The sequence below is a fragment of the Pseudomonas sp. NFACC25 genome, from assembly GCF_900100935.1.
In the GTDB taxonomy this organism is placed as follows: Bacteria; Pseudomonadota; Gammaproteobacteria; order Pseudomonadales; family Pseudomonadaceae; genus Aquipseudomonas; species Aquipseudomonas marginalis.
The window spans coordinates 318,318-345,293 of the sequence record NZ_FMUC01000003.1 but is presented as its reverse complement, the minus strand read 5'-3'; the positions used below and the strand labels follow the sequence as shown (position 1 = coordinate 345,293).

Sequence of the window (26,976 nt, the reverse complement as noted above, 5' to 3'; positions counted from 1 at the left end):
CCTTAATCCCAGGCCAAAACGGGTCGCACAGCTCCGGGCCGAGCGTGCAGTTCAGGTACGATCACCCACACGCCGGCCGGCAGCACCGGGCCATATTCGGCAAGCTCGGGGTTCAGGCGCCAGAGGGTTTCTTCCGCCGTGTCGTCGCAACGGCCCACCTCCCGATAAAGCAACAGGTTGACCGAATCGCCGGCAATACTTCGTACTCTACGCATTGGCGAACTCCTCCAACTCCAGCGTCCAGGCCATGACCATGGCGGTGCCGTCATCGATGACATTGCTCTGGGTTTCCACAATCGAATTGATCCGCCACAAGCCCCAGTTACGACCGATGCCGTCAACCAGGGGCAACGGCGCCCGCGCATTTTGCAGCGCGCGCAATTGGTCCAGGCGCTGCATGCCTACGCCGTACATGGCCGTGCCGCCGAATGTGAGTTTTTCCAGCTTCTGACCGCTCTGCCGCGACTGCGACTTGCTGGCAATAATCGCCAGGTCACTCCAGCCGCCATCGCTGGCACGGACCAACGAGGAATAGGCGAATCCTCGAGACAAGCCGAAAATAAAGTCGCCGAGTACCATTTGTTGTCGCATCAATCACCTCCTGGAGGATCGGCCAGTGCCGCGTTGCGTCGGATGCCCAGGGTGTCGGTGAGCATCGGCAGACACTGAAACTGCAGCGCCTGGATCACCTGGTTGACGACCTCCTGGGCATCGGCGGGGTTTACACCGGTGATCTGGATGCTCGGGGCGAGGGTCACTTGCACGTTGTCCGTGCGTGCACTGTTGAGTTCCTTGCTCACCGCATTGGGCGTTGGCAGGCGATCACTTGAGCCGAACAACTGGTTACCGAGCCAGGCTCCCGCCTCACTGCCCAGCAAACCACCGATTGCCCCCCCGACAGCAGTACCAACACCAGGAAAAACCATCGTGCCAATGGCCGCACCTGCGGAGGCACCGGCCCAGGCGCCACCGGCGGTGCTGAGGCCTGAGCCGACGGCTTTTGCGTCGCCATTGCGGACACCTTGGATCACGTCAGTGGCGACGGAGGCATATTTCAGAGGGCCAAGTCGGCGAACGCCGGTTGACTCAAGTTTGGCAAGTACTCCGGTTAGTCCACCGGCGGGGATATTCGACGAGCTGGGCACTGCACCGACAAAGGATTGCAAGCCTTGCAAGGGGGCTCCCGAATGAAAGCCCATTTGCGAGCCCCCTACCCAGTTACCGGTGCGTTCGGACACACGACGAAGCGGTGAGCCGCGCCCACCGATTTTTTTACGGCCTTTGATCATCTTGCCAATCTTGTCGATAGCAAGATCAATAAGTTTATCCGCGGCTTTGCTCTTGGCAGAGTCCCATAACGTATCCAAGGCCGACTTGCCCGCGTCGGCAGAAGGATCGGCAGGCGGCGCCTTCGGCTCATTTTTCAACGCGCCCGCAGTGACACCAGCCTCTCTCGGTGCCAAAGAGTTGCTGTTGATGAACAACGTACTATTGAGCGTTTCCAACGTCTCACGCAGCCGCACTTGCTCCTGCGTCAGGGCATTGATATCCACACTCAGCGTGGCCAACGTAGAGCCGAGCGTAAACTGCGGGTGCGATGCAGCCTCCAGGCTTACAGGCGCCACAGCACGTGTGGAAAACGGGGCGAGTGCATTGCCCAGATCCGCCTCGCCGAACATCCAGCGCAGGTCTTCCTGGACGAGCTTGATCCCGTATTTAGTCTCTTGCATCCCGCTCTACTCCTGTTTAACGCCAAGCCGAGTGATCGCGATGTCGTAGCGGCGCAATGCTTTGCCGGCGTCCCAGTCAAGAATCTCCGCCTCATTGACCGAATAAATCAGCGGCACCACATCGAGGATCACTTCGATGTCGCGCTCCGAAAGAAGTCCGCCGGTTGATTTAAAAAATCGTCGATACGCTCCTGCAGTTCCGTCCAATCGGGCACAGTCAGGCCGGCAAGATCGGGGATCATCAGGCCAGTGCAGTGAGCAGTGATGAACTCGGCGCGCTCTTTGTTGGTGGGGAGTTTTTTCATCACCTTGGTGGCGCGCAGGGCGGGCATTTCCAGGGGCAGAACGGTGAGGCTGCGACCCGCAGCCTCGAGGGGCAGCAACAATCGGACCGGCTGGTCGTGGGCCGATTCCTCAGCCTCACCGCGGAAAAACGACGCAGGGCGCGTCGACATCTCATGTACGTATTGGGCGATGGTCACGTAGTCCGGGCGCTTGAGCTGGTCGAGCTCTTTTTCCGACAGGCCGGTGGCGAGTTTCGCCAGTTCGAAAAACTGATCGTCCTCGTCGTCACCGGCCCGGGCCAGCGCTTCTTTTTGCGCGGCGTAGTACAGCGGCTTGAGTTGCACCTGCTGGATCGTCGCGCCGGTGTCGGCGGTGATCGGAGACAGCAGGAGGTGCAGCGGTGGCATCCAGGCCATGGGGCAATTCCTTGATGAAGTAAGGGGCGAGCACGCCCGCCCCCGGGGAGTTACGGCATCAGCACCGCACGGCGGGCATCGCCGAGGATGTCGACACCATTGAGCACGAACTTCTGGGTGCGCACGTCGATGTCGATGACCGGGATGCCGTTTTCCAGGCGGTTGTAAGTGCGGCAGGACAGCTCAAGCGTGGTGAGAGCCTTGTCGCCCATCTTCAACTTGGCTTCGACCAGGGATTTCAGCTTGCCGCCGACCGTGTGATAGGTGAAGTAGGTCTTGCCGTCCTGATCCTGGCCGGCTTCCCGCACGTTCAGCAGGATGTCATCCCCCAGGCGCACGCCCAGGGCCAGCATGATTTCCGGGCCGGCACCTTGCAGCACCAGGGTGGCATTGAGCACCTTGCCGCTCTTGGCCATTTCTTCGGCGATAAAGCGCCCGCCGGACATGGATTCCATGTCGAATTCAATCTTCGGCGGAGTGAATTCCTCAACCGTCGCGGACAACGGCAGGCCTTGAAGGGTGGCCGCAATGGCCTGTCTGACTCGATTGGTAAACATTAGAGAACGTCCTCCAGGAACTGCTCGATGATTTCATCGCGGGCGTTGAGTTGATAAATCATGTGTTCGTTCGGCGCATAGCGGCCGTAATCGATAACGATGAACCAGGTGCCGTTCTTGTACTTCTCGACACTGTTGAGCTCCGGGTGCAGGTACACGCTGCCGCCGGGAATGGTTTCGTCGGCGACCAGGGTTTGCAGCCAGTCGTTGATGCGCTTGACCTCCTGGTCCATGAAGGACTTGGTGAGGTTCTTGGCCATGGCTTTCTGGCCCGCCTTGACCAGCTTGCGGCTGATGGCATCTTCCAGCCCGACATAGCTGATGAACTTGCCGGTGATGGAGCGGTTACCCAGCAGCGAAAAACCGCCGAGGATGGTGCGGGCGTAGTAGCTCACGCCGTAACGGTTGAGCAGGTCGCCTTCGGTGGAGGTGTCGAGGATGTTGTACTCGACCACGCGGGAAACGTCCTCGGCGAACGTCACCTGGTTACCCGGGCTTTCCCATTGCTTGACCTTGGCCAGCGCAGCGATCGCCAGGGACGACGGCGCAAGGAACACGTTTTTCTTCGCCGCCTTGGAGTACACCGACGGCATGTTGTGCACCAGCAGGCAACGGTCGAAACCAAGCTCGGCACCGCCCAGTTCGCCGCTGTAGGTCACCTGGTCGGCCACCGCCGCGTCCTTGCCATCCAGCACCACACGGGCCTTGATGCGCTTGCCGAAGGCCGCGAACTCACCGGCCACGGCCTTGGTGCCGGTGAAGCCTGGAGCGCCGATGATGGTCAGGTCTTCCGGCACGCTGGCCAGTGCCGCGAGGCCCAGCTTGCGACCGGTGACCGGCTCGTTGCCGCCGATTACATTATTGAGGGTGTCCGCCGGGGTGGCGCCCTCCTCCACGATCACCACGTAGACCGGCACCTTGACCACTTTGAGGATCTGGTAGACCGCGTGGAACAGCGTGCCAGACTCCGCGCCGGTGGGGTCCAGCAGCGCCTGGGTGGTGAAACTGTTGATACGGAATGGCGCGTTTTTCGGGATCGACGCATGGGCATTCGGCGCGGTGCCGACCAGGCCGATCACGTTGTCGCCGAGGCCACCCATGGCCTCGGGGGATTCGGTGGCATTGACGGTGATGCCGTTGTGCTCGAAGTTCAGAACCTCAGCCATGGTTAGTCAGCCTTCTTGGTAGTGGCCTTTTTGGCCGGGGTGGCGTTGAGGACGCTGGTCAGTTCCAGGCGGCCGGCGGTGCGCAGGGCGGATGCTTCGACGTCCAGCAGGTCCAGTTCCTCGCCGACGGTGGACCAATGGCCACCTTCGGTTGGGAATGGGATGAGGACGGTGTAGGTTTGGCGGTGGGTCATAGGTGGGATCTCCAGGCACAAAAAAACCGCTCAGGGCGGCGGGTCATTCAACTCGGGAAAGAAAACGCCCCGTCAGTGCAGGGCGTTATTTGGTTAGTTCGGCAATCCAGGGCGCAGCTATGGGACGGTGCTCGCTATCCGGGAAGGCGGATGATTGCGGCCAGTCGCGCAGAGATTGCACATACAGCAGCAATTCAGAAAACTGCTCATCCTTCAGCGTGGTTTCAGTGCCAATTTCAAGTTGATCGCGATGACGCTCACGCAGCCATTTAACTCGTTCAATTTCCGCGTCTCTCCACATGCGCTCAACACCTTCAAGCTCGACCTCAAAGACCGGGGCATTGATCAAGTAGGGCTGCCCGTTGTTATCGTGCGCCCGGACCTTCCCTCGTTCTGGATTTGCTATGACCCGTAGAAAAACTTCATCCGAGATTTCCACTGCATCGCCCGGAATACTCTCGCCATGCATCGCTGGCAAGTACGTGCAGCCTGTTGATGGACTGTAAAAACGCATAGATTCTCCTTATCTGCCGAATGCAAACCAGCGCGCGACAACGGTTGCCACAGATGAAACTTGCTTATCGCACGTCAAGTACATGCCTTTTTTCGTCACCTGATGCACATAAGACCCGATCACGGAACTCAGAATGCCGCTCTCTACAGTCCAGTCGGCATAGAGCACAGAAATTGGGAACTCAACAGGAAATGAAACGGCCAGTAAGCTATCGCCATCTGTCTGATATTCAACGGCGCCCCATTGAATAACCAAGCCGCCTAACCAACTTGGGAAAACGAAATAACCCGTTGGGGTAAAACTTGCGGCAAAACCCAGGCGCAGCTTTTTTGGTGTAACCATTACCAAATCATTTGCGCTATCAAGCATTTGCACAGCAGTGGCGACCTTTGCGGTGCCTTGGTTGAGTTCGGTCGCTTGGGCAGCCAATGCCGCGAGGGCTGCAATATTAATACTTCCCTGATTGATGGGGGCGTTCCAGGCCTTGATGCACCACATCACTGCAAGGTTCCGCGGTCGGGTCTCAGTATCACCTGTAAAGCCCACGTTGTAGAGCGTGTCGTAAGTATTGCCGCCGAGAGACTTGGCACCTGTCGCGATTGCGGCAGAGTTGATACCTGTTTGATTAGGCGGAGTATGGGTATGGCTCTTGAATGCATCGGCCTGGTAACCACCGATAGTACGGCCTGGGTCTATGCCTCGCCCATGATCCCAGCCTCGAAAAAACTCTCCGCGTGATTCAGGCAATCGCGTGTAATCCGCCGCATCCCCCGCAACGTTGAATTTCCTCGCCAAATACGCAGCAAGATCCGGATAAAGGTCATCCTTGAACAGACTGTTATCCAGCTCCAAATACCCAGGCGGAACAGCCCCCAAGGGAAACGGCACCATCACCCCAACCGGCAACGCCGAAGCCTTGGCAATCATCGCCTCAATCTCAGCCTTGGAATACGTCCCCTTCGCCAGGTAGTCCATCACCCAAGCCCGAGTTGCCTTCACCACCGTGTCATCAATCAACAACGTCACGATCGACGCATTACTCGTCTCAAAGATCGAGCGAATATAAAACTCTTTCCCCGATCCCGACGTCGCCAGCACCGGTTTATACGACTCCGGATATTTAACGACGGCATACAAGATCCCGGTGTCCGTCCACAGTCCGGCTTCCCGCACATACCAGCCGCCGACATCCGATGGAATGGTGACTTCGGCCATCAGCCAGTTGGCGTTTTTCTCGTCCTGGAACAGCGCATTCAGCGGCCCGCGCCAGACTTCGCGCTTGAGCGCCTTGGCGTTGGCGTCGGGATTGTAGACGGCACCGTTGCCGTCACCGACGGAAATCTGCGCCAGTTTGATCGGCACGCCAGCCGCCTTGCAGGCGGTTTCGTAGGCGATCCCCGCATTCGTGAGCAGGGTGTAATAGTCAGCCATTTAGTGCTCCTGTGGATAAAGGGTGGTGGTTTCGACGCTGTACAGACCGGCCGCCATAAAGGCGCGGCCCGAGGCCTCGACGCCCGCCAGCACGTTTGGGTAGATCATGGTGAGTTCGCCGCACAGCGTGGCGGCGCCAATGCTGTGACGGCCGAAAGCGCTCAGTCCCACGGAGATCGACAGGATGTCGCGTTCGCTTTTGGCATCGGCCAGGCGGCGGTCGAGTCGGGCATCGATGGTTTCGCTGTAGGGCAAATCGGTCCAGGCGCGTACGGCAAAGCTGTAGGGCACGCCCGGTGGTTTCTGTTCGTACCAGGCGCGCACTTCAGGGCTGAGTTGCAGGCCCTTGGCGGCATTTTCCAAGGCCTGCCGGGTGCCGGCCCGGCGCGCGGTGGGCCAGGCGAGTTTGACGGTCAGGCGCTTCTCGGCCTCAGGGGCTGTGGCGCCCCACTCGTTGACCGCCCGGTCCGCCGCTAGGTAGGGCAAGAACGCCGCGGGTGTACGATCCGGGTCCATCAGTTCGGGAAACGGTGGGGTGACCCGCTCCAGCAACGTACCAAACCCCAGGTCCAAAGCCTTCTCCAGCGGTGAGCTGTTGGCAGGCAACAAGCTCGCTTTGGGTTCACTCATAGCGTGCGCACCTCCACCTCGACGCCCCTGCAATACGGGGCCTGGAATGCCGTGCTGATGATCGGCGCCAGCGGCTCGAGGATCTGCAATTGCGCGGCGCCGGCGCTGTGGATCGCATAGTCGATCCAACTTGGATCCACCCGTCCTTCCAGGCGATGGCAGGACTCTGCATAGTCTTGCAGCAATTTCTGCGCGGCGACTTGGGTGAGTCCGGAATCGGGACCGGCGTTGATCCTGGCCACTACGCGAATTTTGTACGGCAGGATTTGCGCACCTTGGACGGTGACCAGGTCGGTCTCAGGCCGTACATCGGGCCGTGCGAAATGTCGCCGTACGCCGTCAAGCAAATCGTCGCACGGCGTGCCATCTCCTTCCCTTGAAAGCACGGTGACCCTCACTTCGCCAGGCGCCGTGCGCCGTCCGTTGCCATCCTTGACCCGGGCCGCGTAGCCATCCGGATCGAAGGTGTAGCTGACGGTCACCACGCCCGGTGTGGCGCTTTGCACCTTGACCGACGGCCGCTCGCCGAGGGTGAAGACTTCGCGGCGATACTGCATCCGCGAACCCGCCGCCGGCGCGTGAGGCGCCAGGTAATAGCGCAAGCGCGCGTCGTCGTCGCTTTCCAGGGTGGGTGGCACCGGTGGGAAAGCCGCCGGGTCGCCGGGGTCGAGCACTTGGCGCTCCAGGCCCATATCGGCCAGGCGTGCATCCAGGTTGCTGCCGGTGGCCCACCACGCCAGCATCTGCTTGATGCGGGCGTTGTATTTGCGTTCGTGGGTTTGCAGGCGTACGCAAAAAGCTTCCAGGGCCAGGGTCAGCAGCTCGCTCTCGTTGTCGAGGCTGACCTTGAGTCTGGCCGCGCTTTGCGGCGCGCGGGTGGCGACGTAGTCGACGACAAACGCCTTGAACTCCGCCAGCAGCGGTTCGAACTCATCGACCGCGATAATCGCCGGCTCCGCCAATTGGTTCTGGCCTGGGATCAGCATGCTCATGTCACGACCTCGAAGGATTGTTGGCGGTTTTTCCAGGTGCCGGCAAAACGCAGCAATAACCCGGCGCCCTGGCGGGTGGCGACGATGACCTGGGGCTGGAAGTCGGCAATGCCGTTCTGGCTGTTGTAGAACGCTTGCGCCGCGTGGCTTTGGGCGAGGATCAACAGGTCATCGCCAAGGTTCTGGCCGAGCAGTTGCGGGATCATCGAGCCGTACAACGGGCGCTTCTGGCGAGTGCCCAAGGGGGTGGTCAGCGCTCGGGTGGCACGCTGTACGAATTGCAGCCAGTCATCCACGGCTGCCCCGGTGTTCCTATCGATTCCGATCATGGCAAATCCTTATGCGCGGCTGATCACGCGGCCCTGGTGATCCACCAGCGGGCCGCTCAAATGCACGCCGACGGCATCCAGCGTGAGGCCGGTGGCGCCGAGTTGCAGGGTGATGCCCTGGGCACTCAGGGTCAGGCTGGCAGCGCCGACCTTGACGTCGACCTGTTCGCGGGATCCGCTGAACGTGGTTGGGCCGTTAATCCAGTTGAAGGTGTGACTGGCATCGTCGTAGTCGCTTTGGGTGCCATCCTGATGGCGCCGCCGGGTCAGCGAGGCGACGCTGGACACGGGAGGAAACAGACTGCTGTTCAGCCCGAACAGCGCCACCGACTGCGTGCCCCCTTCCCCGCCGCCGTAGTTAAGCAACAGGCATTGCTCGCCCACCGACGGAATACGGGTTTCGGTCTGCGCACCGGCGCTGGGGTTGAAGAACCGAATCGCCGGGGTAAGCAACTCACCATGGCTGACCTTGCAGGTATTGCTGGCGGCGTCGACCTCCTGGCACACGCCAATGCGGCAGAAACTGTCCGCGCGTCGATACAGGTCTTCGAGCTGGGCTTCCATTTCCGCCAGGCGCTCGACAATCGGCCCCAATTGCATGCGTAACAATGCGTCGAACATGGACTACTCCTGCAGGGGCCGATATTGATCCGGATCGTCGATGTCCGAGACTTCCCAGGTGCGGGCAAACAGCGGTGTGCCGGTGGGATCCTCGATCAATGACGGGCCGAGATAGAGGGTTTGGGTGAAAGACACGGTCCAGGTGTCGTAGTCCGTTTCGGCGCTGGCGAGCCCAGAGGGCGCCGCGACGACAGCCGTGGGTAAATCGCACTGGTCCGACGGCAGGCCCCAGCGGTTATCCAGGGCCAGGTCCATCAATTGGCTGGCCAGGTCACACGCGTCAAAAGGCGCCGCCGCGCTGGCGACCGTAACCCTGAGTGATACCGACAAGGCATGCGCCTTGCGCCCTTCGCGGGAACGCACGCCGGGGCCGTTGCGTTCCACGCTGATCAGCACGCCGGTGTGATCCCCGGCGCCGCCAACGTCCTGGTGGTTGCCTACCTGCAGTTGCGGGAAGGCACGCTTCAGCGCCCCCTCAATGGCTACAGGCAGTTGGGAGGGTTTTTCGATAAGTGTCATCAGTTGCGTCCTTGCAGCAGTTACTGCTGATCCGAGCGGGATGTGGGCGCTTCGTTGACCCCGATGCGCTTGGCCGCCCAGCGTTCATAAAGGCCGATGGCGACGTCCGCGCCGGCCATGGCCGTCAGGCAACCAATGGCGCCGGCGGTCCAGATCGACATGCCGGCGGCGTAGCACAGCATCAATGCCGAGACCCCGCAGACCATGCACGCCCCAGACCGCAGGGCCAGGCGCCGGACCAGCGACCAACCGCGGGCGCCCTCCTTGTCGGCGCGCCACATTTCGCCGGATACACCGCCAATCAGCGCCAGTGCGATCACCAGCCAGATAGGCATTTCCGCTAACGCTTGCTGCTCGTTTGTCATGTCACGCCTCCTGGCTGAGTAACGCCGGCAAACACCGGCTTTTGGGTAAATCCATGTATAGGTAGGCATTCCAAAAAGCCCGGTTGCCCAGGCTTTTCAGTAATGCGGTCCAGCTTCGATCTTTCGGCGCTACTGGCGCGGTACGGATCTTTCCTCGATGTTTTTCCGACCACGATCCCTGTCTGCCGGATAACTGCTTCTGGTGCTTTACGCTGCACACCCGGGTCAGTTGCCAACCCTCTGAACCGTTAAGGCCGGTTCATCGCTGCCTGTTGCTGAAGCGGTGTCACTAAAGAGCGTCGGCATCCTTGCCGGTGTTGGCTGGCGTCCCTGCCATCGCTCTGATGGCGTCCCTGCCGATGTTGCGTGCCTTCCTTGTCTTCCTTGGCAGCATCCTTGCCGCCTCCACCACCTTATTGGCTGGCTTGAGATGAAGGATATGCATGTATGCATACACAGTCAATGCGCTAGTGCATTTATTTTCAGCCAACTCATGCACAAATGCATTTTCGACCTTGCGGGCAAAGGGCTTGGCGATTTTCTACAGACGAAAAAAAGCCCGCTCGATGGCGGGCTCTCTCTTACGCAAGGAGGTCAACGGGCGTACATACCCCACCAGAACACATGCCCAAGGATGCTGATCTGCTCATCCTGGATATCCTGGAAGCTGTAGTCCTCATCCGGGTGTTCATCGCGATTGAAACTGCGCAGGCGAATCCCGGAAGGCAGGCGATAGAGCTGTTTAACCCGCAGCTGGCCATTGTGATTGATGGCATACAAGTCGCCATCGACGATGTCGCCGATGCCACTTTTGCCAGCATTTACGCCGACCGTCGCGCCGTCGCGCAGTACCGGCAACATACTGTTGCCGCGCACCGTTACACACTTGGCCTGGTCGAACTGCACACCGTTATGCCGCAGGCTGCGCTTTCCAAAACGCAGGCTGGCCTTCTCGCTTTCCTCGATGACGAATCTTCCTGATCCAGCAGCCAATTCAACCTCGCGCAGAAAGGGGATCGACACCTCGTCATCATTAACGGGGGTGTCATCGTCCCACAGGCTTATATCCTTGAGTTCCGAATGCATCGGGTCGCGCCCGTCATCGCGCAAAGCCCCCACCGCCGCGCGCCCGCGCAGTTGATCGGTGCTGACGCGGAAGTACTCGGCGATGCGCGAGATGTGTTTATCCGACGGATCAACGATCTTGCCGCTGAGAATCCGGGACAACGTGGATTGAGGCACGCCAGTACGCCGGTGAAGCTCCGTGGGGGAGATCCGGTCGCGGTCCAGCAGTTCTCTTAAGACGATAGAAACGTTGCGTTTTTGCATAGCGGCGATAGTGACGGGAGTTTTTGGGGTTGGCAAATGCTAATTTGCATATTCCATGCACATCAGCGGAACTTCCGGGCAAAATAATGTCAATTTGGCATGATCACCGCGGTACTTGATGCGATGCGCTCAAACAGCGCCAGGCTGATTCCTGGCGAGCCAAGGAAGAAAACAATGAAACTCGTGCTTGCCATTTTGTTGATGTTCAGTGGGTACACCTTTGCGGCAAGTTGCACCAGCATCAGCGACTCTGACCAACGAGCCTACTGCAACGCCCAGCAAAGTGGCTCCAGCTGCGAAAACATTAGCAATAGCGATTTGCGCACTCAGTGCAACGCAATGAAGCGTTGATCAGGATGGGCTAAGGGACAAAAAGGGTCGCCCGCACTTTTATTTACGTTCTATCTATCCGTTCATGACCTGCGAAGCCCCCAACCTTGCGTGCTAACCTTGCCGCCAACGCCCATTCACCTCAATTTAAAGCGGTATGCGGAAGACCACGAATGACCGAATGGAGAAATCAGAGCTTCTGGGGCAAGGCGTGGATATACGCCGTGCTGGCGCTCCTAATGTTGATCTCCGACGGCGCAGACTTCAGTTCGCTGGGCGGCTGGGGCTCTAATCGCAAGCGGGTCTTCAGCCCCGGGTTCATTGTGCTGTGCTGTTTCGTCGCGGTGATTGAATTGATAGTGCTGAACCATTTCTATGGGGCGAACTGATGAGTCGAGAGCACAGCGTTAAAAACCACCCCGTCAAGCATGGCAACCCGCCCCAGTGCCGACGGCGCCTTATATCTGCAAAGTGACCAGCTCTGCTATCGTGCCCCCCTCTTATAGAAATGGAAGCTTCGAAGAATGGACTCATGGAAGACTCTGGCAATCGCTGTCATGGTATTGATCGGCGCCCCAGCAGTGGCCGCAGAAAACGCCAACCCTTTCGATAAAGCGCTGATGTACACGACGTTCGTGCCCACCATCCTGATTGGGGGAGCCAGCGCTCTCACGACCGATGCGCCAAAGCTTTTCACATCGTCCAAAACCGATGCCCTGGCCTTTATCGGTTCGGACGGCGAGATCCGCGGTGCTGAGTTCGAACAGGCATCTCGGTACTATCGCTCGACCTACGCCTCGCCTCTTATGTCCGACATGCAACTGGCCAAGGCGATCGCCTCATCGTACTGAGGGAGGTATTTTCGGCTGCGTGCCAACAGCGACACGTCCCTGCAGAAGCGTTGCGCATTTAAACAAATGCGCCATCCCACTTTGCGTTTTACCTATCCGTTTGCGACCTGCGAAGGGCCGACCTCGCGTGTTAACCTTGCGGCCATTGCAAAATCAGCAGGGCCGAGTGCCCCACCTTTGCCCCACTCCTTTCAACGAATTTGCCTATTATCCAATGAGTAAAAACACGTCCGATCTGTCCTCTCACACCCCGATGATGCAGCAGTACTGGCGCCTGAAAAACCAGCACCCTGATCAATTGATGTTCTATCGCATGGGCGACTTCTACGAGATCTTCTATGAAGACGCGAAGAAGGCCGCCAAGTTGCTGGACATCACCTTGACCGCGCGCGGGCAGTCGGCGGGGCAGTCGATTCCGATGTGCGGGATCCCTTATCACTCGCTGGAGGGTTACCTGGTCAAGCTGGTGAAGCTGGGCGAATCGGTGGTGATCTGCGAGCAGATCGGCGATCCGGCCACCAGCAAGGGCCCGGTGGAACGCCAGGTGGTGCGCATTATTACGCCGGGGACGGTGAGCGATGAGGCGCTGCTGGATGAGCGTCGCGATAACCTGATCGCCGCGGTGCTGGGCGATGAGCGCTTGTTCGGGCTTTCGGTACTGGATATCACCAGCGGCAATTTCAGCGTGCTGGAGATCAAGGGCTGGGAAAACCTGCTGGCGGAGCTGGAGCGCATCAACCCGGTGGAGTTGTTGATCCCGGATGATTGGCCGAAGGATCTGCCTGCGGAAAAACGCCGTGGGACCAAGCGTCGCGCGCCGTGGGATTTCGAGCGTGACTCGGCACTGAAAAGTCTATGCCAGCAGTTCTCGGTGCAGGACCTTAAAGGCTTCGGTTGCGAAACCCTGACCCTGGCCATCGGCGCTGCGGGTTGCCTGCTCAGCTATGCCAAGGAAACCCAACGCACCGCCCTGCCGCATTTGCGCAGCCTGCGCCACGAGCGCCTGGACGACACCGTGGTGCTCGATGGTGCGAGCCGTCGCAACCTGGAACTGGACACCAACCTGTCCGGCGGGCGCGATAACACCCTGCAATCGGTGGTCGACCGCTGCCAAACCGCCATGGGCAGCCGTCTGCTGACCCGCTGGTTGAACCGTCCGTTGCGGGATTTGACGGTGCTCCAGGCGCGCCAGACGTCGATTACCTGCCTGCTGGACGGCTACCGCTTTGAAAAGCTGCAGCCGCAGCTGAAGGAAATCGGCGACATCGAGCGCATCCTAGCGCGGATCGGCCTGCGCAATGCGCGGCCCCGTGACCTGGCGCGTCTGCGCGATGCCCTCAGCGCCCTGCCGCAACTGCAAGTGGCAATGACCGAACTGGATACGCCGCACCTGCAACAGCTCGCCGTAACGGCCGGTACCTACCCGGAACTGGCAGCGCTGCTGGAAAAGGCCATTATCGACAACCCGCCGGCGATCATCCGTGACGGCGGCGTACTCAAGACCGGCTACGACAGCGAACTGGACGAACTGCAGTCCCTGAGCGAAAACGCCGGGCAGTTCCTGATCGACCTGGAAGCCCGCGAAAAAGCCCGCACTGGCCTGGCCAACCTGAAAGTGGGCTACAACCGCGTGCACGGCTACTTTATCGAGTTGCCGAGCAAGCAGGCCGAGTCGGCCCCCATCGACTATCAACGCCGCCAGACACTCAAGGGAGCCGAGCGTTTTATCACCCCGGAGCTGAAAGAGTTTGAAGACAAGGCGCTGTCGGCCAAGAGCCGTGCCCTGGCCCGGGAAAAGATGCTCTACGAGGCGTTGCTGGAAGACTTGATCAGCCAGTTGGCGCCGCTGCAGGACACCGCCGCCGCCCTGGCGGAGCTGGATGTGCTGAGCAACCTCGCCGAACGGGCGCTGAATCTCGACCTGAACTGCCCGCGGTTTGTCAGTGAGCCGTGCATGCGCATCGTGCAGGGGCGCCACCCGGTGGTGGAACAGGTGCTGACCACGCCCTTCGTCGCCAACGACCTGTCGCTGGACGACGATACGCGCATGTTGGTGATCACCGGTCCGAACATGGGTGGTAAATCCACCTATATGCGTCAAACCGCGTTGATCGTACTACTGGCGCATATCGGCAGTTTTGTGCCGGCAGCCAGTTGCGAGCTGTCCCTGGTGGATCGTATCTTCACCCGGATCGGCTCCAGCGATGACCTGGCCGGTGGCCGTTCGACCTTTATGGTGGAAATGAGCGAGACCGCCAATATCCTGCACAACGCCACCGAGCGCAGCCTGGTGCTGATGGACGAAGTGGGTCGCGGCACCAGTACGTTTGACGGCCTGTCCCTGGCGTGGGCGGCGGCCGAGCGGTTGGCGCATCTGCGTGCCTATACGCTATTTGCCACCCACTACTTCGAACTGACGGTGCTGCCGGAAAGCGAGCCGCTGGTGGCCAACGTGCACCTGAATGCCACCGAGCACAACGAGCGCATCGTATTCCTGCACCACGTGCTGCCAGGGCCGGCCAGCCAGAGTTACGGCCTGGCCGTGGCGCAATTGGCCGGCGTGCCGAACGACGTGATCACCCGAGCCCGCGAGCACCTCAGCCGCCTGGAAACCACGGCCCTGCCCCACGAAACCGTGGTAGCTAGCCCTGCCAAGGCCAGCCGCAAACCTGCTGCGCCGCACCAAAGCGATATGTTCGCCAGCCTGCCCCATCCGGTGCTGGATGAGTTGGCAAAGCTTGACCTGGACGACTTGACGCCGCGAAAAGCGCTGGAAATGTTATATGCACTGAAGACTCGGATATAACGCTCGCGCTTGCAAGCTGATAGACTCTCGCGCGGTTTGGGATGCTGCTGGCTCTTAGCCTGGCCTGCAGACTATCGCTCCCGAACCTCGCGAGCCCTACCACAAAGGGTTTCGCTGCCGCCGCCTGAGGAGAGAATTAGAAATGACCTTCGTCGTCACCGACAACTGCATCAAGTGCAAGTACACCGACTGCGTAGAAGTGTGTCCGGTGGACTGCTTCTACGAAGGCCCGAACTTCCTGGTCATCCACCCGGACGAGTGCATTGACTGCGCCCTGTGTGAACCTGAATGCCCGGCCGTCGCCATTTTCTCCGAGGACGAAGTCCCGGCGGGCATGGAACAGTTCATTCAGTTGAACGTTGAATTGGCTGAAATCTGGCCAAACATCACCGAGAAGAAAGACTCGTTGCCGGATGCCGCCGAATGGGATGGCAAACCCAACAAGATTGAGCAACTAGAGCGCTAAAAGCGCCGCTGCCCAACAAAAAAAGGCCCTTCAAGGGCCTTTTTTGCGCTCAGGGGAACGCATTCACTTTTCTATAGACGAAAAAAGGGGCGGTATGACCCGCCCACATTTTTTCCCTAGTCCCTGTGTTCCTTTTCATCATCCTGATGAATCGCATCCTGCGACGTTCCTTCAACCATCGTTCCTTGATGGCTGTGTCAATCCGTGGACACAGGGCTGATGTTAGAGAGTTCCAAGGGAAGTTCAACGGGATCCAAACCGGGCACTGACAGGCTCCAGCCCCCAGACAAAGATAATTAATTGTTATCTTTCAAATAGATAGAAAACTCCTTCAAAGATTCGAGACGCACACACCCAGCAAAAAAACCAAACACTTACGAGAAAGTAAGCGAATGCTTACGCGCGCCATTGCGTAAAAGCGTAAAAGAACCCCATTGACCGATCTCCAGGCAAGAAAAAGCCCCGACAAGTCGAGGCTTCTTGTCCTTCAGCGAGTTCAGTCGTCGCTGACGGTAATGGTCGGCATTGCCGGGGCCGCCGCTTCCTGCAGGACGATCCGTGCGCCCACATGGCGAGCCAATTCCTGGTAGATCATGGCGATCTGGCCATCGGGCTCTGCCGCTACGGTGGGCTTGCCGCCGTCGGCCTGTTCACGAATGCCCATCGACAATGGCAACGAGGCCAGTAGTTCAACGCCGTACTGGGTCGCCAGCTTCTCGCCACCGCCTTCACCAAACAGATGCTCTGCGTGGCCGCAGTTGGAGCAGATGTGCACCGCCATGTTTTCCACCACACCCAACACCGGAATGTTGACCTTGCGGAACATCTCCACGCCCTTCCTGGCGTCCAGCAAGGCCAGGTCCTGGGGCGTGGTCACGATCACCGAGCCCGCCACCGGGACTTTCTGTGCCAGGGTCAGCTGGATATCGCCGGTGCCTGGCGGCATGTCGATCACCAGGTAATCCAGGTCGCCCCAGGCGGTCTGGGTGACCAACTGCAGCAACGCGCCGGAGACCATCGGCCCGCGCCACACCATCGGCGTGTTGTCATCGGTCAGGAACGCCATGGACATGACCTCCACGCCCATGGACTCGATCGGCACGAACCACTTCTGGTCCTTGACCTTCGGCCGCGTGCCTTCGGCGATGCCGAACATCACGCCCTGGCTCGGGCCGTAGATATCGGCGTCGAGAATACCCACGCGCGCGCCTTCACGGGCCAGGGCCAGGGCCAGGTTGGCTGCGGTGGTGGATTTGCCCACGCCGCCCTTGCCGGAAGCGACTGCCACCACGTTCTTGACGTTGGCCAGGCCCGGGATCTGCGCCTGGGCCTTGTGCGGGGCGATCACGCACTGGATGTCGACCTTGGCGGCACGCACGCCGTCGAGGCCCTCGATGGCCATTTGCAGCATCTGCGCCCAACCGCTCTTGAACAGGCCGGCGGCATAACCCAACTCCAGTTGGACCGAGACCTGGTCACCCTGGACCTCGATGGCACGTACACAGCCGGCGCTGACCGGATCCTGGTTCAAATAGGGGTCGGTGTACTGGCGAAGAACGGCTTCCACCGCTGCGCGATTGACGGCGCTCATGGGCAACTCCCGAAAAAAGACTGACTGAAACAGGCGGCTATCCTAACCGTTCCAGCCGCGTTACGGCATGCTTTCGCAGGTGCGGAAGATTCTGAAACAGCACCACGGGGTGAAATAAATTTCCCGGCGCTTTATAGTGGCCGACCTCCGTTTCATCAAGTAGCCGAGCCCCATGTCCGAGCCACGCAAGATCCTCGTCACCAGCGCCCTGCCCTATGCCAATGGTTCCATCCATCTTGGCCATATGCTTGAGTACATCCAGACCGATATGTGGGTGCGCTTCCAGAAGCATCGCGGCAATCAATGCATCTATGTCTGCGCGGACGACGCCCACGGTTCGGCCATCATGCTGCGCGCCGAAAAGGAAGGCATCACCCCGGAACAGCTGATCGCCAATGTGCAGGCTGAACACAGCGCCGACTTTGCCGAGTTCCTGGTGGATTTCGACAACTTCCACTCGACCCACTCCGCCGAAAACCGCGAGCTGTCGAGCCAGATCTACCTGCGCTTGAAGGACGCCGGGCACATCGCCACGCGCTCGATCACGCAGTATTTCGACCCGGAAAAGAAAATGTTCCTGGCCGACCGCTTCATCAAGGGCACCTGCCCGAAATGCGGCACTGAAGACCAGTACGGCGACAACTGCGAAAAATGCGGTGCCACCTACGCACCGACTGACCTGAAGAACCCGCGCTCGGCGATCTCCGGCGCCATCCCGGTACTCAAGGACTCCCAGCACTTCTTCTTCAAGCTCCCGGATTTCCAGCAGATGCTGCAAACCTGGACCCGCAGCGGCACCCTGCAGGACGCCGTGGCCAACAAGATCGCCGAATGGCTGGATGCAGGCCTGCAACAGTGGGACATCTCCCGCGATGCGCCGTACTTCGGCTTCGAGATCCCAGGCGAGCCCGGCAAATACTTCTATGTATGGCTGGACGCACCGATCGGCTACATGGCCAGTTTCAAGAACCTCTGCGACCGTACGCCGGAGCTGGACTTCGATGCGTTCTGGGGCAAGGACTCCACCGCCGAGCTGTACCACTTCATCGGCAAGGACATCGTCAACTTCCACGCCCTGTTCTGGCCAGCCATGCTCGAAGGTTCGGGCTACCGCAAGCCCACCGGCATCGCGGTACACGGCTACCTGACGGTCAACGGCCAGAAGATGTCCAAGTCCCGTGGCACCTTTATCAAGGCACGCACCTACCTGGACCACCTGTCGCCGGAATACCTGCGCTACTACTACGCCTCCAAGCTGGGTCGTGGCGTCGACGACCTGGACCTGAACCTGGAAGACTTCGTCCAGAAGGTCAACTCAGACCTGGTGGGCAAGGTGGTCAACATCGCCAGCCGCTGCGCCGGTTTTATCCACAAGGGCAACGCCGGCCTGCTGGTGGCCGAGAACGCCGCGCCGGAACTGACCGACGCGTTCCTGGCTGCCGCGCCAAGCATCGCCGACGCCTATGAAGCCCGTGACTTTGCCCGTGCCATGCGCGAGATCATGGGCCTGGCCGACCGCGCCAACGCCTGGATTGCCGACAAGGCCCCCTGGTCGCTGAACAAGCAGGAAGGCAAGCAGGCTGAGGTCCAGGCGATCTGCGCCACCGGCGTCAACCTGTTCCGCCAGCTGGTGATCTTCCTCAAGCCCGTGCTGCCATTGCTGGCCGCCGACGCCGAGGCGTTCCTCAATGTCGCCCCGCTCACCTGGAACGACCACGCCACGTTGCTCAGCAACCATCAGTTGAATGAATTCAAGCCTCTGATGACCCGCATCGATCCGGTCAAGGTCCAGGCAATGACCGACGCCTCGAAAGAAGACCTGGCCGCCAGCCAGACCGATACCGGCGAATCGAAACCGGCCGGTAACGGCGAGCTGGCCAAGGACCCGCTTTCCCCGGAAATCGACTTTGACGCCTTTGCTGCCGTGGACCTGCGCGTGGCGCTGATCATCAAGGCCGAAGCCGTGGAAGGGGCCGACAAACTGCTGCGCCTGACCCTGGATATTGGTGACGAACAACGCAACGTGTTCTCCGGAATCAAGAGCGCCTATCCGGACCCGTCCAAGCTCAATGGTCGTCTGACCATGATGATTGCCAACCTCAAGCCGCGGAAAATGAAGTTCGGTATCTCCGAAGGCATGGTGATGGCGGCCGGTCCCGGCGGCGAAGAGATCTACCTGCTGAGCCCTGACAGCGGCGCCAAGCCGGGTCAACGTATCAAGTAAGCGCCGCAAAACAGCCCTGTCGTTTCGGCGACGGGGCTTTTCAACTAGTCCCCCCTTCTCGCTTGCCGGATAATCAAACCCTGTTTGTTCAACCGGCACGCCAATGATCACTCCATGAATCTGATTCAACGTATCGACGCACTGCTGCCGCAGACACAATGCGGCAAGTGTGGGCACCCGGGCTGCAAGCCTTACGCCGAGGGTATCGCCCGGGGCGAGGCAATCAACAAATGCCCACCCGGAGGACAGGAGACGATCACCGGCCTCGCGCTATTACTGCGTGTACCCATTCTGGAGCTGGATACCAGCCGTGGGGACGCCCCGGCCCAGGTCGCCTACATCCGCGAGGCCGAGTGCATCGGCTGCACCAAATGCATCCAGGCCTGCCCGGTGGACGCGATTGTCGGCGCCGCCAAGTTGATGCACACCGTCATCGTCGATGAGTGCACCGGTTGCGACCTGTGCGTCGCGCCCTGCCCCGTCGACTGCATTGAGTTGCGCCCAGCGGTCACAGGGCTGCCGATCATCGGCGGCCTGGCAGCGAACGAAAACGAACGCCGTGAACGAAATTTCAAGCGCGACCGTGCCCGGCAACGCTTTGAACAACGCAATGCACGCCTGCAACGGGAAGAAGAGCACAGGACTGCCCAACGTGTGGCGCGGCCTCAGCGCTCAGCACCAACTCCCCCTTTGCCATTTGACGCAGCGCGGGCCGCCCAGGATGCGGAGGTGAAAAAAGCCAAGATCAATGTGGCCATGAGCCGCGCCCAATTGCACAAATCCTTGCAGGCTTTTGGGCACCCGCCGACCTTTGAACAACAATCCCAACTGATCGCCCTGCAACAGCAATTCGAGGCAGCGGAGCAGGCGTTGGCAGCCCTGGGCCAGCATCACGCACCCGCGACACCGCTGCCTGCCGTCAACAACGCCGACCTCAAGCGAGCCAAAATCCGATTGGCGATGCGCCGGGCCGAGTTGAAGAAAGCCCTGGACCAACAGGCGGATCCGCAACAATTAGCCGACGCGCAACACAAGCTCGATGACGCGCAGCGCCAAGTAGACGCCCATGGCACATGACTGATAATCCTGGGGGGGTTGTTACAGTCCATCGCCGACACCACATTGATACCGTCGGGTTATCCTTCTCGCAGGACTCCGTGCCTGGACCCACTATTCAACACTACGCTGACTGCCCGAAAGGAACCTTCCGCCTCATGAACGCCGCAAAACGCCTGGAAATTTTCCGCAGGCTTCACGAAGACAATCCGGAACCCAAGACCGAACTGGCCTACTCCTCGCCGTTCGAGTTACTGATTGCGGTGATCCTGTCGGCCCAATCCACGGACGTCGGCGTCAACAAGGCCACGGCCAGGCTGTATCCCGTGGCCAACACGCCAGAGGCGATTTACGCCCTGGGCGTGGACGGGCTGTCGGAGTACATCAAGACCATCGGCCTCTACAACAGCAAGGCCAAGAATGTCATCGAGACCTGCCGCTTGCTGATAGAACGGCACAATAGCGAAGTGCCAGAAACCCGCGAAGCACTGGAAGCCCTGCCGGGGGTGGGCCGTAAAACCGCCAACGTGGTGCTCAACACTGCATTCAGGCAACTCACCATGGCCGTGGATACCCATATTTTTCGGGTCAGTAATCGAACCGGCATAGCACGCGGCAAGAACGTGGTCGAAGTGGAAAAGCAGCTCATGAAGTTCGTACCCAAACCGTACCTGCTTGACTCCCACCATTGGCTGATCCTGCACGGACGCTATGTTTGCCAGGCCCGCAAGCCGCGCTGCGGCAGCTGCCGCATTGAAGACCTGTGCGAATACAAGGACAAGACGTCGGACGATTGAGGGTTCATTGGTTTTCTCGATCAGTCGATTGAAAAAATCTTTTTTACCCATTCATGGATTATCGTTATAAGGAGCGCCAACGGCAGTCTTACTCCGGAGTTAACGTTATGAGCACTGACAAAGAACAGTTGGATGTGGAAGACGACCTCGTTGAATCGGAGGACGATGGCGTGGAAGCACCTGTGGCAGAGGTCGCCAAGACCAATCTGAGCAAACGCCGTACTATCGACAACCTTCTGGAAGAACGACGCTTGCAAAAACAACTGGCCGACTACGACTTCGACCTCTGATCAAGCGGTCGACGGCCGGAAGCCTCCCTGTCGGAGGCTTTTTTCTGCCGGTTGTGCGGCCTATGCGCAGTGCTGTGCCCTCACCTATACCAAGCCGTTACGCTGGGCCAGCTCGATCAGGTCCACGAGAGAGCGGGCATTGAGCTTGAGCAGCAGACGAGTCTTGTAGGTGCTGACGGTCTTGTTGCTGAGAAACATACCGTCGGCAATCTCCTTGTTGGTCCTGCCCCGAGCCAATTGCTGCAACACCATCATTTCCCGGCCGGACAGACGCTCGACCATATCGGCCTCACTGGCATTACCCATGGTGGAGCGTACCGAGTTGAGTGCCTGGTTTGGAAAATAGCTGTAGCCCGACAACACCGCCTTGATCGCACTCAGCAACTCGGTCAGGTCCTGTTGCTTGCACACATAGCCCGCAGCGCCCGCCTGCATGCAACGCATGGAAAAGTGACCTGGAGCCTGGGAGGTGAGCACCAGTACCTTGAACGGGACAGCCTGCTTGGTAGACGAAAGCCGGCAAATAACTTCCAGGCCATCGAGCTTGGGAATCCCAATATCCAGTATGACAATGTCCGGCATATGCTCCCGCGCAAGTTGCAACGCATCGACACCGTTATTGGTCTCTGCAACGACCTCATAACCATGACGCTCCATTAGCATACGCACAGCAAGACGAATGACGGGATGATCATCTACGATCAGCACTTTATTCATGAGAAAGTCCAATTTCGCTGTTCGAATTATTTAGAGCAAACACAATAGCCTAGTCGTTTCCTAGTTGGCATAGCGTTCCCCCCCGAGCAACAGCAAGCAGAGACCCAACCCACAGAGATAAAGGAAACGCCCTACAAAAAAACACCGATACAGATGTTTCCAGTTTTATGGGGCCCTTCAGAACTTTCCGGGACCTCACATATTTTGAGTGAAATTTCCAGCCCCTCCAGGGGATAAGGTAAACGTGCCGCACGCAACTATCAGGAAATGCCCCTTGCCTGTCGACTGCAGGTAGCGGAGCCGGCAGAGAAAAATCGGTAGTTTCAGTTCCATTTAACATATTTACTTACATCCTTATTTCCTACAGAATTTTTGGCTTCTTACATACTCCTCGCACCTACATGAGTGAATTATCTGTAAGACTGGTTCCTACATAAATGATAAAAAACATTCCCCCGACAAAAAAAACAGTGCCCCAATAATCAACAACACTGATTAAACAAGTTTAAACAAAGTGGACTTAATCAAGAATTCAAGAAAAAAAAAAATGGCCCCTTGAACAAGGGGCCATTTTTACAACCGGCTTGACACTCAGAACAACGAACGACCTTTGTTGGCAGCAATGCGCATGCGCAATGCATTCAACTTGATAAAGCCCGCTGCGTCAGCCTGGTTGTAGGCACCGCCATCTTCTTCGAAAGTGGCGATGTTGGCGTCGAACAGCGAGTCATCCGACTTACGGCCGGTAACGATCACATTGCCCTTGTACAACTTCAGACGCACAACGCCATTCACGTGGGCCTGGGAAGCATCGATCATCTGTTGCAGCATCAGACGCTCAGGGCTCCACCAGTAGCCGGTATAGATCAGGCTGGCGTACTTGGGCATCAGCTCGTCTTTGAGGTGAGCCACTTCACGGTCCAGGGTGATGGACTCGATGGCGCGGTGGGCACGCAGCATGATGGTGCCGCCCGGGGTTTCGTAGCAACCACGGGACTTCATGCCCACGTAGCGGTTCTCGACGATGTCGAGGCGGCCGATGCCGTGTTCGCCACCGATACGGTTCAGCGTCGCCAATACGGTGGCCGGGGTCATTTCCACGCCGTCCAGCGCGACGATGTCGCCATTACGGTAGGTCAGTTCCAGGTACTGCGGCTTGTCTGGAGCGTTCTCCGGGGAGACGGTCCATTTCCACATGTCTTCTTCGTGCTCGGTCCAGGTGTCTTCCAGCACGCCGCCTTCATAGGAGATGTGCAGCAGGTTGGCGTCCATCGAGTACGGGGACTTTTTCTTGCCATGACGCTCGATCGGGATCGCGTGCTTTTCAGCGTAATCCATCAGCTTTTCACGGGACAGCAGGTCCCATTCACGCCACGGGGCAATCACTTTTACGCCGGGCTTGAGCGCGTAGGCACCCAGTTCGAAACGCACCTGGTCGTTGCCCTTGCCGGTGGCGCCATGGGAAATGGCATCAGCGCCGGTTTCGTTGGCGATTTCGATCAGGCGCTTGGCGATCAGCGGACGTGCGATGGAAGTACCCAGCAGGTACTCGCCTTCGTAGACGGTGTTGGCGCGAAACATCGGGAAGACGAAATCGCGGACGAATTCTTCGCGCAGGTCGTCAATGTAGATCTCTTTCACGCCCATGGCTTGCGCCTTGGCACGTGCAGGTTCGACCTCTTCGCCCTGACCCAGGTCAGCGGTGAAGGTCACCACTTCACAGTTATAAGTATCCTGCAGCCACTTGAGGATCACCGAAGTGTCCAGGCCGCCGGAATACGCGAGAACGACCTTGTTTACGTCGGCCATGCCATCACTCCACGGGGTTGTACGGAAAGGCGTCGATTCTACCGATCAAAACCGTGGATTTACAGGGGCGCGACAGCAAATGAAGATAAAGCGACAGATTATGTCGAGCGAGCGACCGATGGTCGCACGTCAGGAGGTGTGTGCCGGGTTGCTCGGCCCCGTGGCCTGGGGGGCCGGTTTCTCAGGGGCAGCCACGCGTTCGAGCTGAATATTCACACGGCGGTTACGGGCCCGGTTGGCGGCAGTGGTGTTGGGCGCCAAGGGGTAGCTTTCGCCATGGAACCGCAGGGTGATCTGGGACTCCGGGATACCGTTGGCCTTGAAGTAGTCCATCACAGCCAGCGCGCGACGGCGTGAAACGTCACGGTTGCTCAGGCGATTGCCGCTGTTGTCCGAGTGGCCGTTCAATTCGATATGGTTGACGGTTGGGTCCGCCTTCATGAATTCGAGAATCACCGCCAGCTTCTGCTTTGCCGCAGCGTCCAGCTCGATGCCGCCACCGGGGAAGCCCACTTCGGTCTGCTTGACCTGATCGTAATTCATCGGCAGCAGCTTGGCGGTGCACAGCTGATAATCGCTGTAGGCCTTGTTGAATTTCACCGGCAGCAGGCGAATCTCCGAATAGCCACCCTCGCGTCCATAGTGCCGCACCGTGGGCGAGCGTCCATCGAGCAAACCGTTGAAGAGACGCCCGGCCTGGGCCTGAGAGCTGTTGAACAGCACATCACCGCTGCCGGCACGTACGGCGCCGAGATTGATGTCACCCCGACCGGGCTGCCAGGGGGCTGCGGCGGCCAACAAGGTGGCCGACCCTGCGCCCAGCGACCCGTTATAGGCTTTAAGGCGAAACGTCGCCTGCTCGCCGGCCCGGCGCACGAACTCACCCGAACCGAAGTCGGTGATCGGTTGGCTCAGGCGGCACTCGAACTTGTCCCCCTCTACCTTCCACTCAATGTTCTCCAGACGTGTCTGGAACGTGAGGGCCATAGCAGGCAGGCTGGCGAACACACTGAGCAGGGCTAGATAATGCTGGCGCACGGGAGGCTCCACTGGTTTCTACAACACTTCAAAGCGTCATACATCGATAAGGCATACGAAAGGCTATCGGATGCATCCTGCAAAACTTGATAGCGAGTGCCTGCAAGAGTCTTTTCCGGTAGCATTCCCACCAGATTGACCCGCCTGGAATCCCCAATGTCCGACCGCCTGACCCTGCTGCGTCCCGACGACTGGCATATTCATCTTCGCGATGGTGCTGCGTTGCCCCAAACCGTGGCCGATGTAGCGCGTACGTTTGGCCGCGCCATCATCATGCCTAACCTGGTACCACCGGTGCGTAACGCCGCCGAAGCCGACGCCTATCGCCAGCGCATCCTCGCTGCACGGCCGGCCGGCAGCCGCTTCGAACCATTGATGGTGCTCTACCTCACCGACCGTACCCAGCCCGAAGAAATTCGCCAGGCCAAGGCCAGCGGTTTCGTGCACGCCGCCAAGCTGTACCCGGCCGGCGCGACCACCAACTCCGATTCCGGCGTGACCAGCATCGACAAGATCCTGCCGGCCATCGAAGCCATGGCCGAAGTCGGCATGCCGCTGCTGATCCACGGTGAAGTCACCCGTGGCGACGTGGACGTGTTCGATCGCGAGAAAATCTTCATCGACGAGCACATGCGCCGCGTGGTCGAGCTGTTCCCGACCCTCAAGGTGGTGTTCGAGCACATCACCACGGCCGATGCCGTGCAGTTCGTCACCGAGGCCTCGGCCAACGTCGGCGCAACCATCACCGCCCATCACCTGCTGTACAACCGTAACCACATGCTGGTGGGCGGGATTCGGCCGCACTTCTATTGCCTGCCGATCCTCAAGCGCAACACCCACCAGGTTGCCTTGCTGGATGCCGCGACCAGCGGTAATCCGAAGTTCTTCCTCGGCACCGACTCTGCGCCCCACGCCCAGCACGCCAAGGAAGCGGCATGCGGTTGTGCCGGTTGCTACACCGCGTTCGCCGCCATCGAGCTGTATGCCGAAGCGTTCGAACAGCGCAACGCCCTGGATAAACTCGAAGGTTTCGCCAGCCTCAATGGCCCGCGATTCTACGGCCTGCCGGCGAATACCGACCGTATCACCCTGGTCCGTGAAGACTGGACCGCCCCCGCCAGCCTGCCATTTGGCGAGCTGACCGTTATCCCGCTGCGCGCCGGTGAAACACTGCGCTGGCGCCTGCTGGAGGAAAGCAAGTGAGTGAAGACCATTACGATGACGACCAGGAACACGGTGGCGGTGGTGGTTCGCGCCATCCGATGGCCGAACGTTTCCGCGGCTACCTGCCTGTCGTTGTCGACGTAGAAACCGGCGGCTTCAATTGCGCCACCGATGCACTGCTGGAAATCGCCGCAACGACTATCGGCATGGACGAACAGGGCTTTGTGTATCCGGAGCACACCCACTTCTTCCGCGTCGAGCCGTTTGAAGGTGCCAATATCGAAGCGGCAGCCCTGGAGTTCACCGGGATCAAGCTCGATCACCCCTTGCGCATGGCCGTCAGCGAAGAGGCGGCACTCACCGATATCTTCCGTGGCGTACGCAAGGCCTTGAAGGCCAACGGCTGCAAGCGCGCGATCCTGGTCGGACATAACAGCAGCTTCGACCTGGGCTTCCTCAACGCCGCCGTGACGCGGCTGGACATGAAGCGCAATCCGTTCCACCCGTTCTCCAGTTTCGACACCGCCACCCTTGCTGGCCTGGCCTATGGCCAGACCGTCTTGGCCAAGGCCTGCCAGGCGGCCGGCATCGACTTCGACGGTCGCGAAGCCCACTCGGCCCGCTACGACACCGAGAAGACCGCCGAGCTGTTCTGCGGCATCGTCAACCGCTGGAAGCAGATGGGCGGCTGGGAAGACTTCGGCGACTGAGGTCAAATCCCGCGCACAAAAAAACCGGCCTTCTCAGGCCGGTTTTTTT

At 59.4% G+C, this 26,976-nt stretch carries 32 protein-coding genes; 10 read left to right on the top strand and 22 right to left on the bottom strand.

Annotation, left to right across the window (positions count from 1 at the left end):
- Positions 1 to 2: 2 nt before the first annotated feature.
- From BLQ09_RS09255 to BLQ09_RS31230, 18 genes are all read right to left on the bottom strand, one after another.
- Positions 3 to 215: a tail protein X gene (locus tag BLQ09_RS09255; RefSeq protein WP_027604555.1), complete on the bottom strand. Its 213-nt coding sequence runs from the start codon at positions 213 to 215 to the stop codon at positions 3 to 5.
- Positions 208 to 591, bottom strand: coding sequence for a phage tail protein (locus BLQ09_RS09250; RefSeq protein ID WP_027604556.1), 384 nt, complete (start codon positions 589 to 591; stop codon positions 208 to 210). The genes BLQ09_RS09255 and BLQ09_RS09250 overlap by 8 nt, the downstream gene beginning before the upstream one ends.
- A complete protein-coding gene (locus tag BLQ09_RS09245; protein ID WP_092356370.1) occupies positions 591 to 1,730 on the bottom strand; it encodes a hypothetical protein in 1,140 nt (379 codons plus the stop codon). Before BLQ09_RS09245 ends, BLQ09_RS09250 begins: the two co-directional genes overlap by 1 nt.
- 6 nt (positions 1,731 to 1,736) lie before the next feature.
- On the bottom strand, positions 1,737 to 1,862 hold the full coding sequence (locus tag BLQ09_RS31490) for a hypothetical protein (RefSeq protein ID WP_017844653.1): 126 nt from the start codon (positions 1,860 to 1,862) through the stop codon (positions 1,737 to 1,739).
- Complete coding sequence (locus tag BLQ09_RS09240; protein ID WP_092356368.1) at positions 1,859 to 2,431, bottom strand: phage tail assembly protein; 573 nt, start codon at positions 2,429 to 2,431, stop codon at positions 1,859 to 1,861. Before BLQ09_RS09240 ends, BLQ09_RS31490 begins: the two co-directional genes overlap by 4 nt.
- A 50-nt stretch (positions 2,432 to 2,481) precedes the next feature.
- Positions 2,482 to 2,988 (bottom strand): phage major tail tube protein, encoded by a 507-nt coding sequence (locus BLQ09_RS09235; protein ID WP_027604559.1) that lies wholly within the window; start codon positions 2,986 to 2,988, stop codon positions 2,482 to 2,484.
- Complete coding sequence (locus tag BLQ09_RS09230) at positions 2,988 to 4,154, bottom strand: phage tail sheath protein (protein WP_027604560.1); 1,167 nt, start codon at positions 4,152 to 4,154, stop codon at positions 2,988 to 2,990. Before BLQ09_RS09230 ends, BLQ09_RS09235 begins: the two co-directional genes overlap by 1 nt.
- A gap of 2 nt (positions 4,155 to 4,156) precedes the next feature.
- Positions 4,157 to 4,348, bottom strand: a complete 192-nt coding sequence (locus BLQ09_RS09225; protein ID WP_092356365.1) for a hypothetical protein — start codon at positions 4,346 to 4,348, stop codon at positions 4,157 to 4,159.
- 85 nt (positions 4,349 to 4,433) lie between these two features.
- Complete coding sequence (locus tag BLQ09_RS31235) at positions 4,434 to 4,862, bottom strand: tail fiber assembly protein (RefSeq protein ID WP_175472303.1); 429 nt, start codon at positions 4,860 to 4,862, stop codon at positions 4,434 to 4,436.
- Positions 4,863 to 4,871: 9 nt separating this feature from the next.
- The gene (locus tag BLQ09_RS09215; protein ID WP_092356362.1) at positions 4,872 to 6,293 is read right to left on the bottom strand and encodes a phage tail-collar fiber domain-containing protein; all 1,422 of its coding nucleotides are present in this window, start codon (positions 6,291 to 6,293) and stop codon (positions 4,872 to 4,874) included.
- Complete coding sequence (locus BLQ09_RS09210) at positions 6,294 to 6,923, bottom strand: phage tail protein I (protein ID WP_092356359.1); 630 nt, start codon at positions 6,921 to 6,923, stop codon at positions 6,294 to 6,296. It lies immediately after the preceding gene.
- Positions 6,920 to 7,915, bottom strand: a complete 996-nt coding sequence (locus tag BLQ09_RS09205; protein WP_092356356.1) for a baseplate J/gp47 family protein — start codon at positions 7,913 to 7,915, stop codon at positions 6,920 to 6,922. Before BLQ09_RS09205 ends, BLQ09_RS09210 begins: the two co-directional genes overlap by 4 nt.
- Positions 7,912 to 8,244, bottom strand: coding sequence for a phage baseplate protein (locus BLQ09_RS09200; protein ID WP_092356353.1), 333 nt, complete (start codon positions 8,242 to 8,244; stop codon positions 7,912 to 7,914). The genes BLQ09_RS09205 and BLQ09_RS09200 overlap by 4 nt, the downstream gene beginning before the upstream one ends.
- Positions 8,245 to 8,253: 9 nt before the next feature.
- Entirely contained in the window at positions 8,254 to 8,865 is a 612-nt protein-coding gene (locus BLQ09_RS09195) for a phage baseplate assembly protein V (protein WP_027604567.1), read from the bottom strand.
- Between the two features lie 3 nt (positions 8,866 to 8,868).
- Positions 8,869 to 9,384, bottom strand: coding sequence for an ATP-binding protein (locus BLQ09_RS09190; protein WP_027604568.1), 516 nt, complete (start codon positions 9,382 to 9,384; stop codon positions 8,869 to 8,871).
- Positions 9,385 to 9,404: 20 nt separating this feature from the next.
- On the bottom strand, positions 9,405 to 9,749 hold the full coding sequence (locus tag BLQ09_RS09185; RefSeq protein ID WP_027604569.1) for a phage holin family protein: 345 nt from the start codon (positions 9,747 to 9,749) through the stop codon (positions 9,405 to 9,407).
- 594 nt (positions 9,750 to 10,343) lie between these two features.
- Positions 10,344 to 11,087 carry a LexA family transcriptional regulator gene (locus tag BLQ09_RS09180; protein ID WP_169899530.1) on the bottom strand — a complete coding sequence of 248 codons (744 nt, stop codon included), beginning with the start codon at positions 11,085 to 11,087 and terminating at the stop codon, positions 10,344 to 10,346.
- Between the two features lie 80 nt (positions 11,088 to 11,167).
- Positions 11,168 to 11,320, bottom strand: coding sequence for a hypothetical protein (locus BLQ09_RS31230; RefSeq protein ID WP_155954374.1), 153 nt, complete (start codon positions 11,318 to 11,320; stop codon positions 11,168 to 11,170).
- Positions 11,321 to 11,581: 261 nt separating this feature from the next.
- Here BLQ09_RS31230 and BLQ09_RS09175 point away from each other — a divergent pair, with 261 nt between their 5' ends.
- From BLQ09_RS09175 to fdxA, 4 genes are all read left to right on the top strand, one after another.
- Positions 11,582 to 11,797, top strand: coding sequence for a hypothetical protein (locus BLQ09_RS09175; protein WP_027604571.1), 216 nt, complete (start codon positions 11,582 to 11,584; stop codon positions 11,795 to 11,797).
- 135 nt (positions 11,798 to 11,932) lie between these two features.
- Positions 11,933 to 12,259 carry a DUF2388 domain-containing protein gene (locus tag BLQ09_RS09170; RefSeq protein ID WP_027604572.1) on the top strand — a complete coding sequence of 109 codons (327 nt, stop codon included), beginning with the start codon at positions 11,933 to 11,935 and terminating at the stop codon, positions 12,257 to 12,259.
- Between the two features lie 214 nt (positions 12,260 to 12,473).
- Positions 12,474 to 15,065: a DNA mismatch repair protein MutS gene (gene mutS, locus BLQ09_RS09165; RefSeq protein WP_065926522.1), complete on the top strand. Its 2,592-nt coding sequence runs from the start codon at positions 12,474 to 12,476 to the stop codon at positions 15,063 to 15,065.
- A 142-nt stretch (positions 15,066 to 15,207) separates the two neighbouring features.
- Positions 15,208 to 15,531, top strand: a complete 324-nt coding sequence (fdxA, locus tag BLQ09_RS09160) for a ferredoxin FdxA (protein ID WP_027604581.1) — start codon at positions 15,208 to 15,210, stop codon at positions 15,529 to 15,531.
- A 496-nt stretch (positions 15,532 to 16,027) separates the two neighbouring features.
- On the opposite strand, the gene apbC is transcribed toward fdxA, so the two are convergent.
- Positions 16,028 to 17,122: an iron-sulfur cluster carrier protein ApbC gene (gene apbC, locus BLQ09_RS09155; RefSeq protein ID WP_027604582.1), complete on the bottom strand. Its 1,095-nt coding sequence runs from the start codon at positions 17,120 to 17,122 to the stop codon at positions 16,028 to 16,030.
- Between the two features lie 172 nt (positions 17,123 to 17,294).
- On the opposite strand from apbC, the gene metG reads away from it, so the two are divergent.
- The 4 genes from metG to BLQ09_RS09135 all read left to right on the top strand — a co-directional run bounded on the left by metG (position 17,295) and on the right by BLQ09_RS09135 (position 21,489).
- The gene (metG, locus tag BLQ09_RS09150; protein WP_027604583.1) at positions 17,295 to 19,346 is read left to right on the top strand and encodes a methionine--tRNA ligase; all 2,052 of its coding nucleotides are present in this window, start codon (positions 17,295 to 17,297) and stop codon (positions 19,344 to 19,346) included.
- A gap of 114 nt (positions 19,347 to 19,460) precedes the next feature.
- Positions 19,461 to 20,423 (top strand): electron transport complex subunit RsxB, encoded by a 963-nt coding sequence (rsxB, locus tag BLQ09_RS09145; RefSeq protein WP_092356350.1) that lies wholly within the window; start codon positions 19,461 to 19,463, stop codon positions 20,421 to 20,423.
- A 137-nt stretch (positions 20,424 to 20,560) separates the two neighbouring features.
- Complete coding sequence (gene nth / locus BLQ09_RS09140; protein ID WP_027604585.1) at positions 20,561 to 21,199, top strand: endonuclease III; 639 nt, start codon at positions 20,561 to 20,563, stop codon at positions 21,197 to 21,199.
- 107 nt (positions 21,200 to 21,306) lie between these two features.
- Positions 21,307 to 21,489, top strand: a complete 183-nt coding sequence (locus tag BLQ09_RS09135; RefSeq protein WP_027604586.1) for a PA3496 family putative envelope integrity protein — start codon at positions 21,307 to 21,309, stop codon at positions 21,487 to 21,489.
- Positions 21,490 to 21,573: 84 nt separating this feature from the next.
- Here BLQ09_RS09135 and BLQ09_RS09130 read toward each other — a convergent pair whose 3' ends face one another.
- The 3 genes from BLQ09_RS09130 to BLQ09_RS09120 form a co-directional block, all read right to left on the bottom strand.
- Positions 21,574 to 22,206 (bottom strand): response regulator transcription factor, encoded by a 633-nt coding sequence (locus BLQ09_RS09130; protein ID WP_027604587.1) that lies wholly within the window; start codon positions 22,204 to 22,206, stop codon positions 21,574 to 21,576.
- A 591-nt stretch (positions 22,207 to 22,797) separates the two neighbouring features.
- A complete protein-coding gene (locus tag BLQ09_RS09125; RefSeq protein ID WP_012722490.1) occupies positions 22,798 to 24,015 on the bottom strand; it encodes an argininosuccinate synthase in 1,218 nt (405 codons plus the stop codon).
- Between the two features lie 129 nt (positions 24,016 to 24,144).
- On the bottom strand, positions 24,145 to 25,053 hold the full coding sequence (locus BLQ09_RS09120; RefSeq protein WP_092356347.1) for a flagellar protein MotY: 909 nt from the start codon (positions 25,051 to 25,053) through the stop codon (positions 24,145 to 24,147).
- Between the two features lie 156 nt (positions 25,054 to 25,209).
- On the opposite strand from BLQ09_RS09120, the gene pyrC reads away from it, so the two are divergent.
- Both pyrC and rnt read left to right on the top strand, forming a co-directional pair.
- Positions 25,210 to 26,256, top strand: a complete 1,047-nt coding sequence (gene pyrC, locus BLQ09_RS09115) for a dihydroorotase (RefSeq protein ID WP_027604589.1) — start codon at positions 25,210 to 25,212, stop codon at positions 26,254 to 26,256.
- The gene (gene rnt, locus BLQ09_RS09110; protein ID WP_027604590.1) at positions 26,253 to 26,927 is read left to right on the top strand and encodes a ribonuclease T; all 675 of its coding nucleotides are present in this window, start codon (positions 26,253 to 26,255) and stop codon (positions 26,925 to 26,927) included. Before pyrC ends, rnt begins: the two co-directional genes overlap by 4 nt.
- Positions 26,928 to 26,976 lie beyond the last annotated feature (49 nt).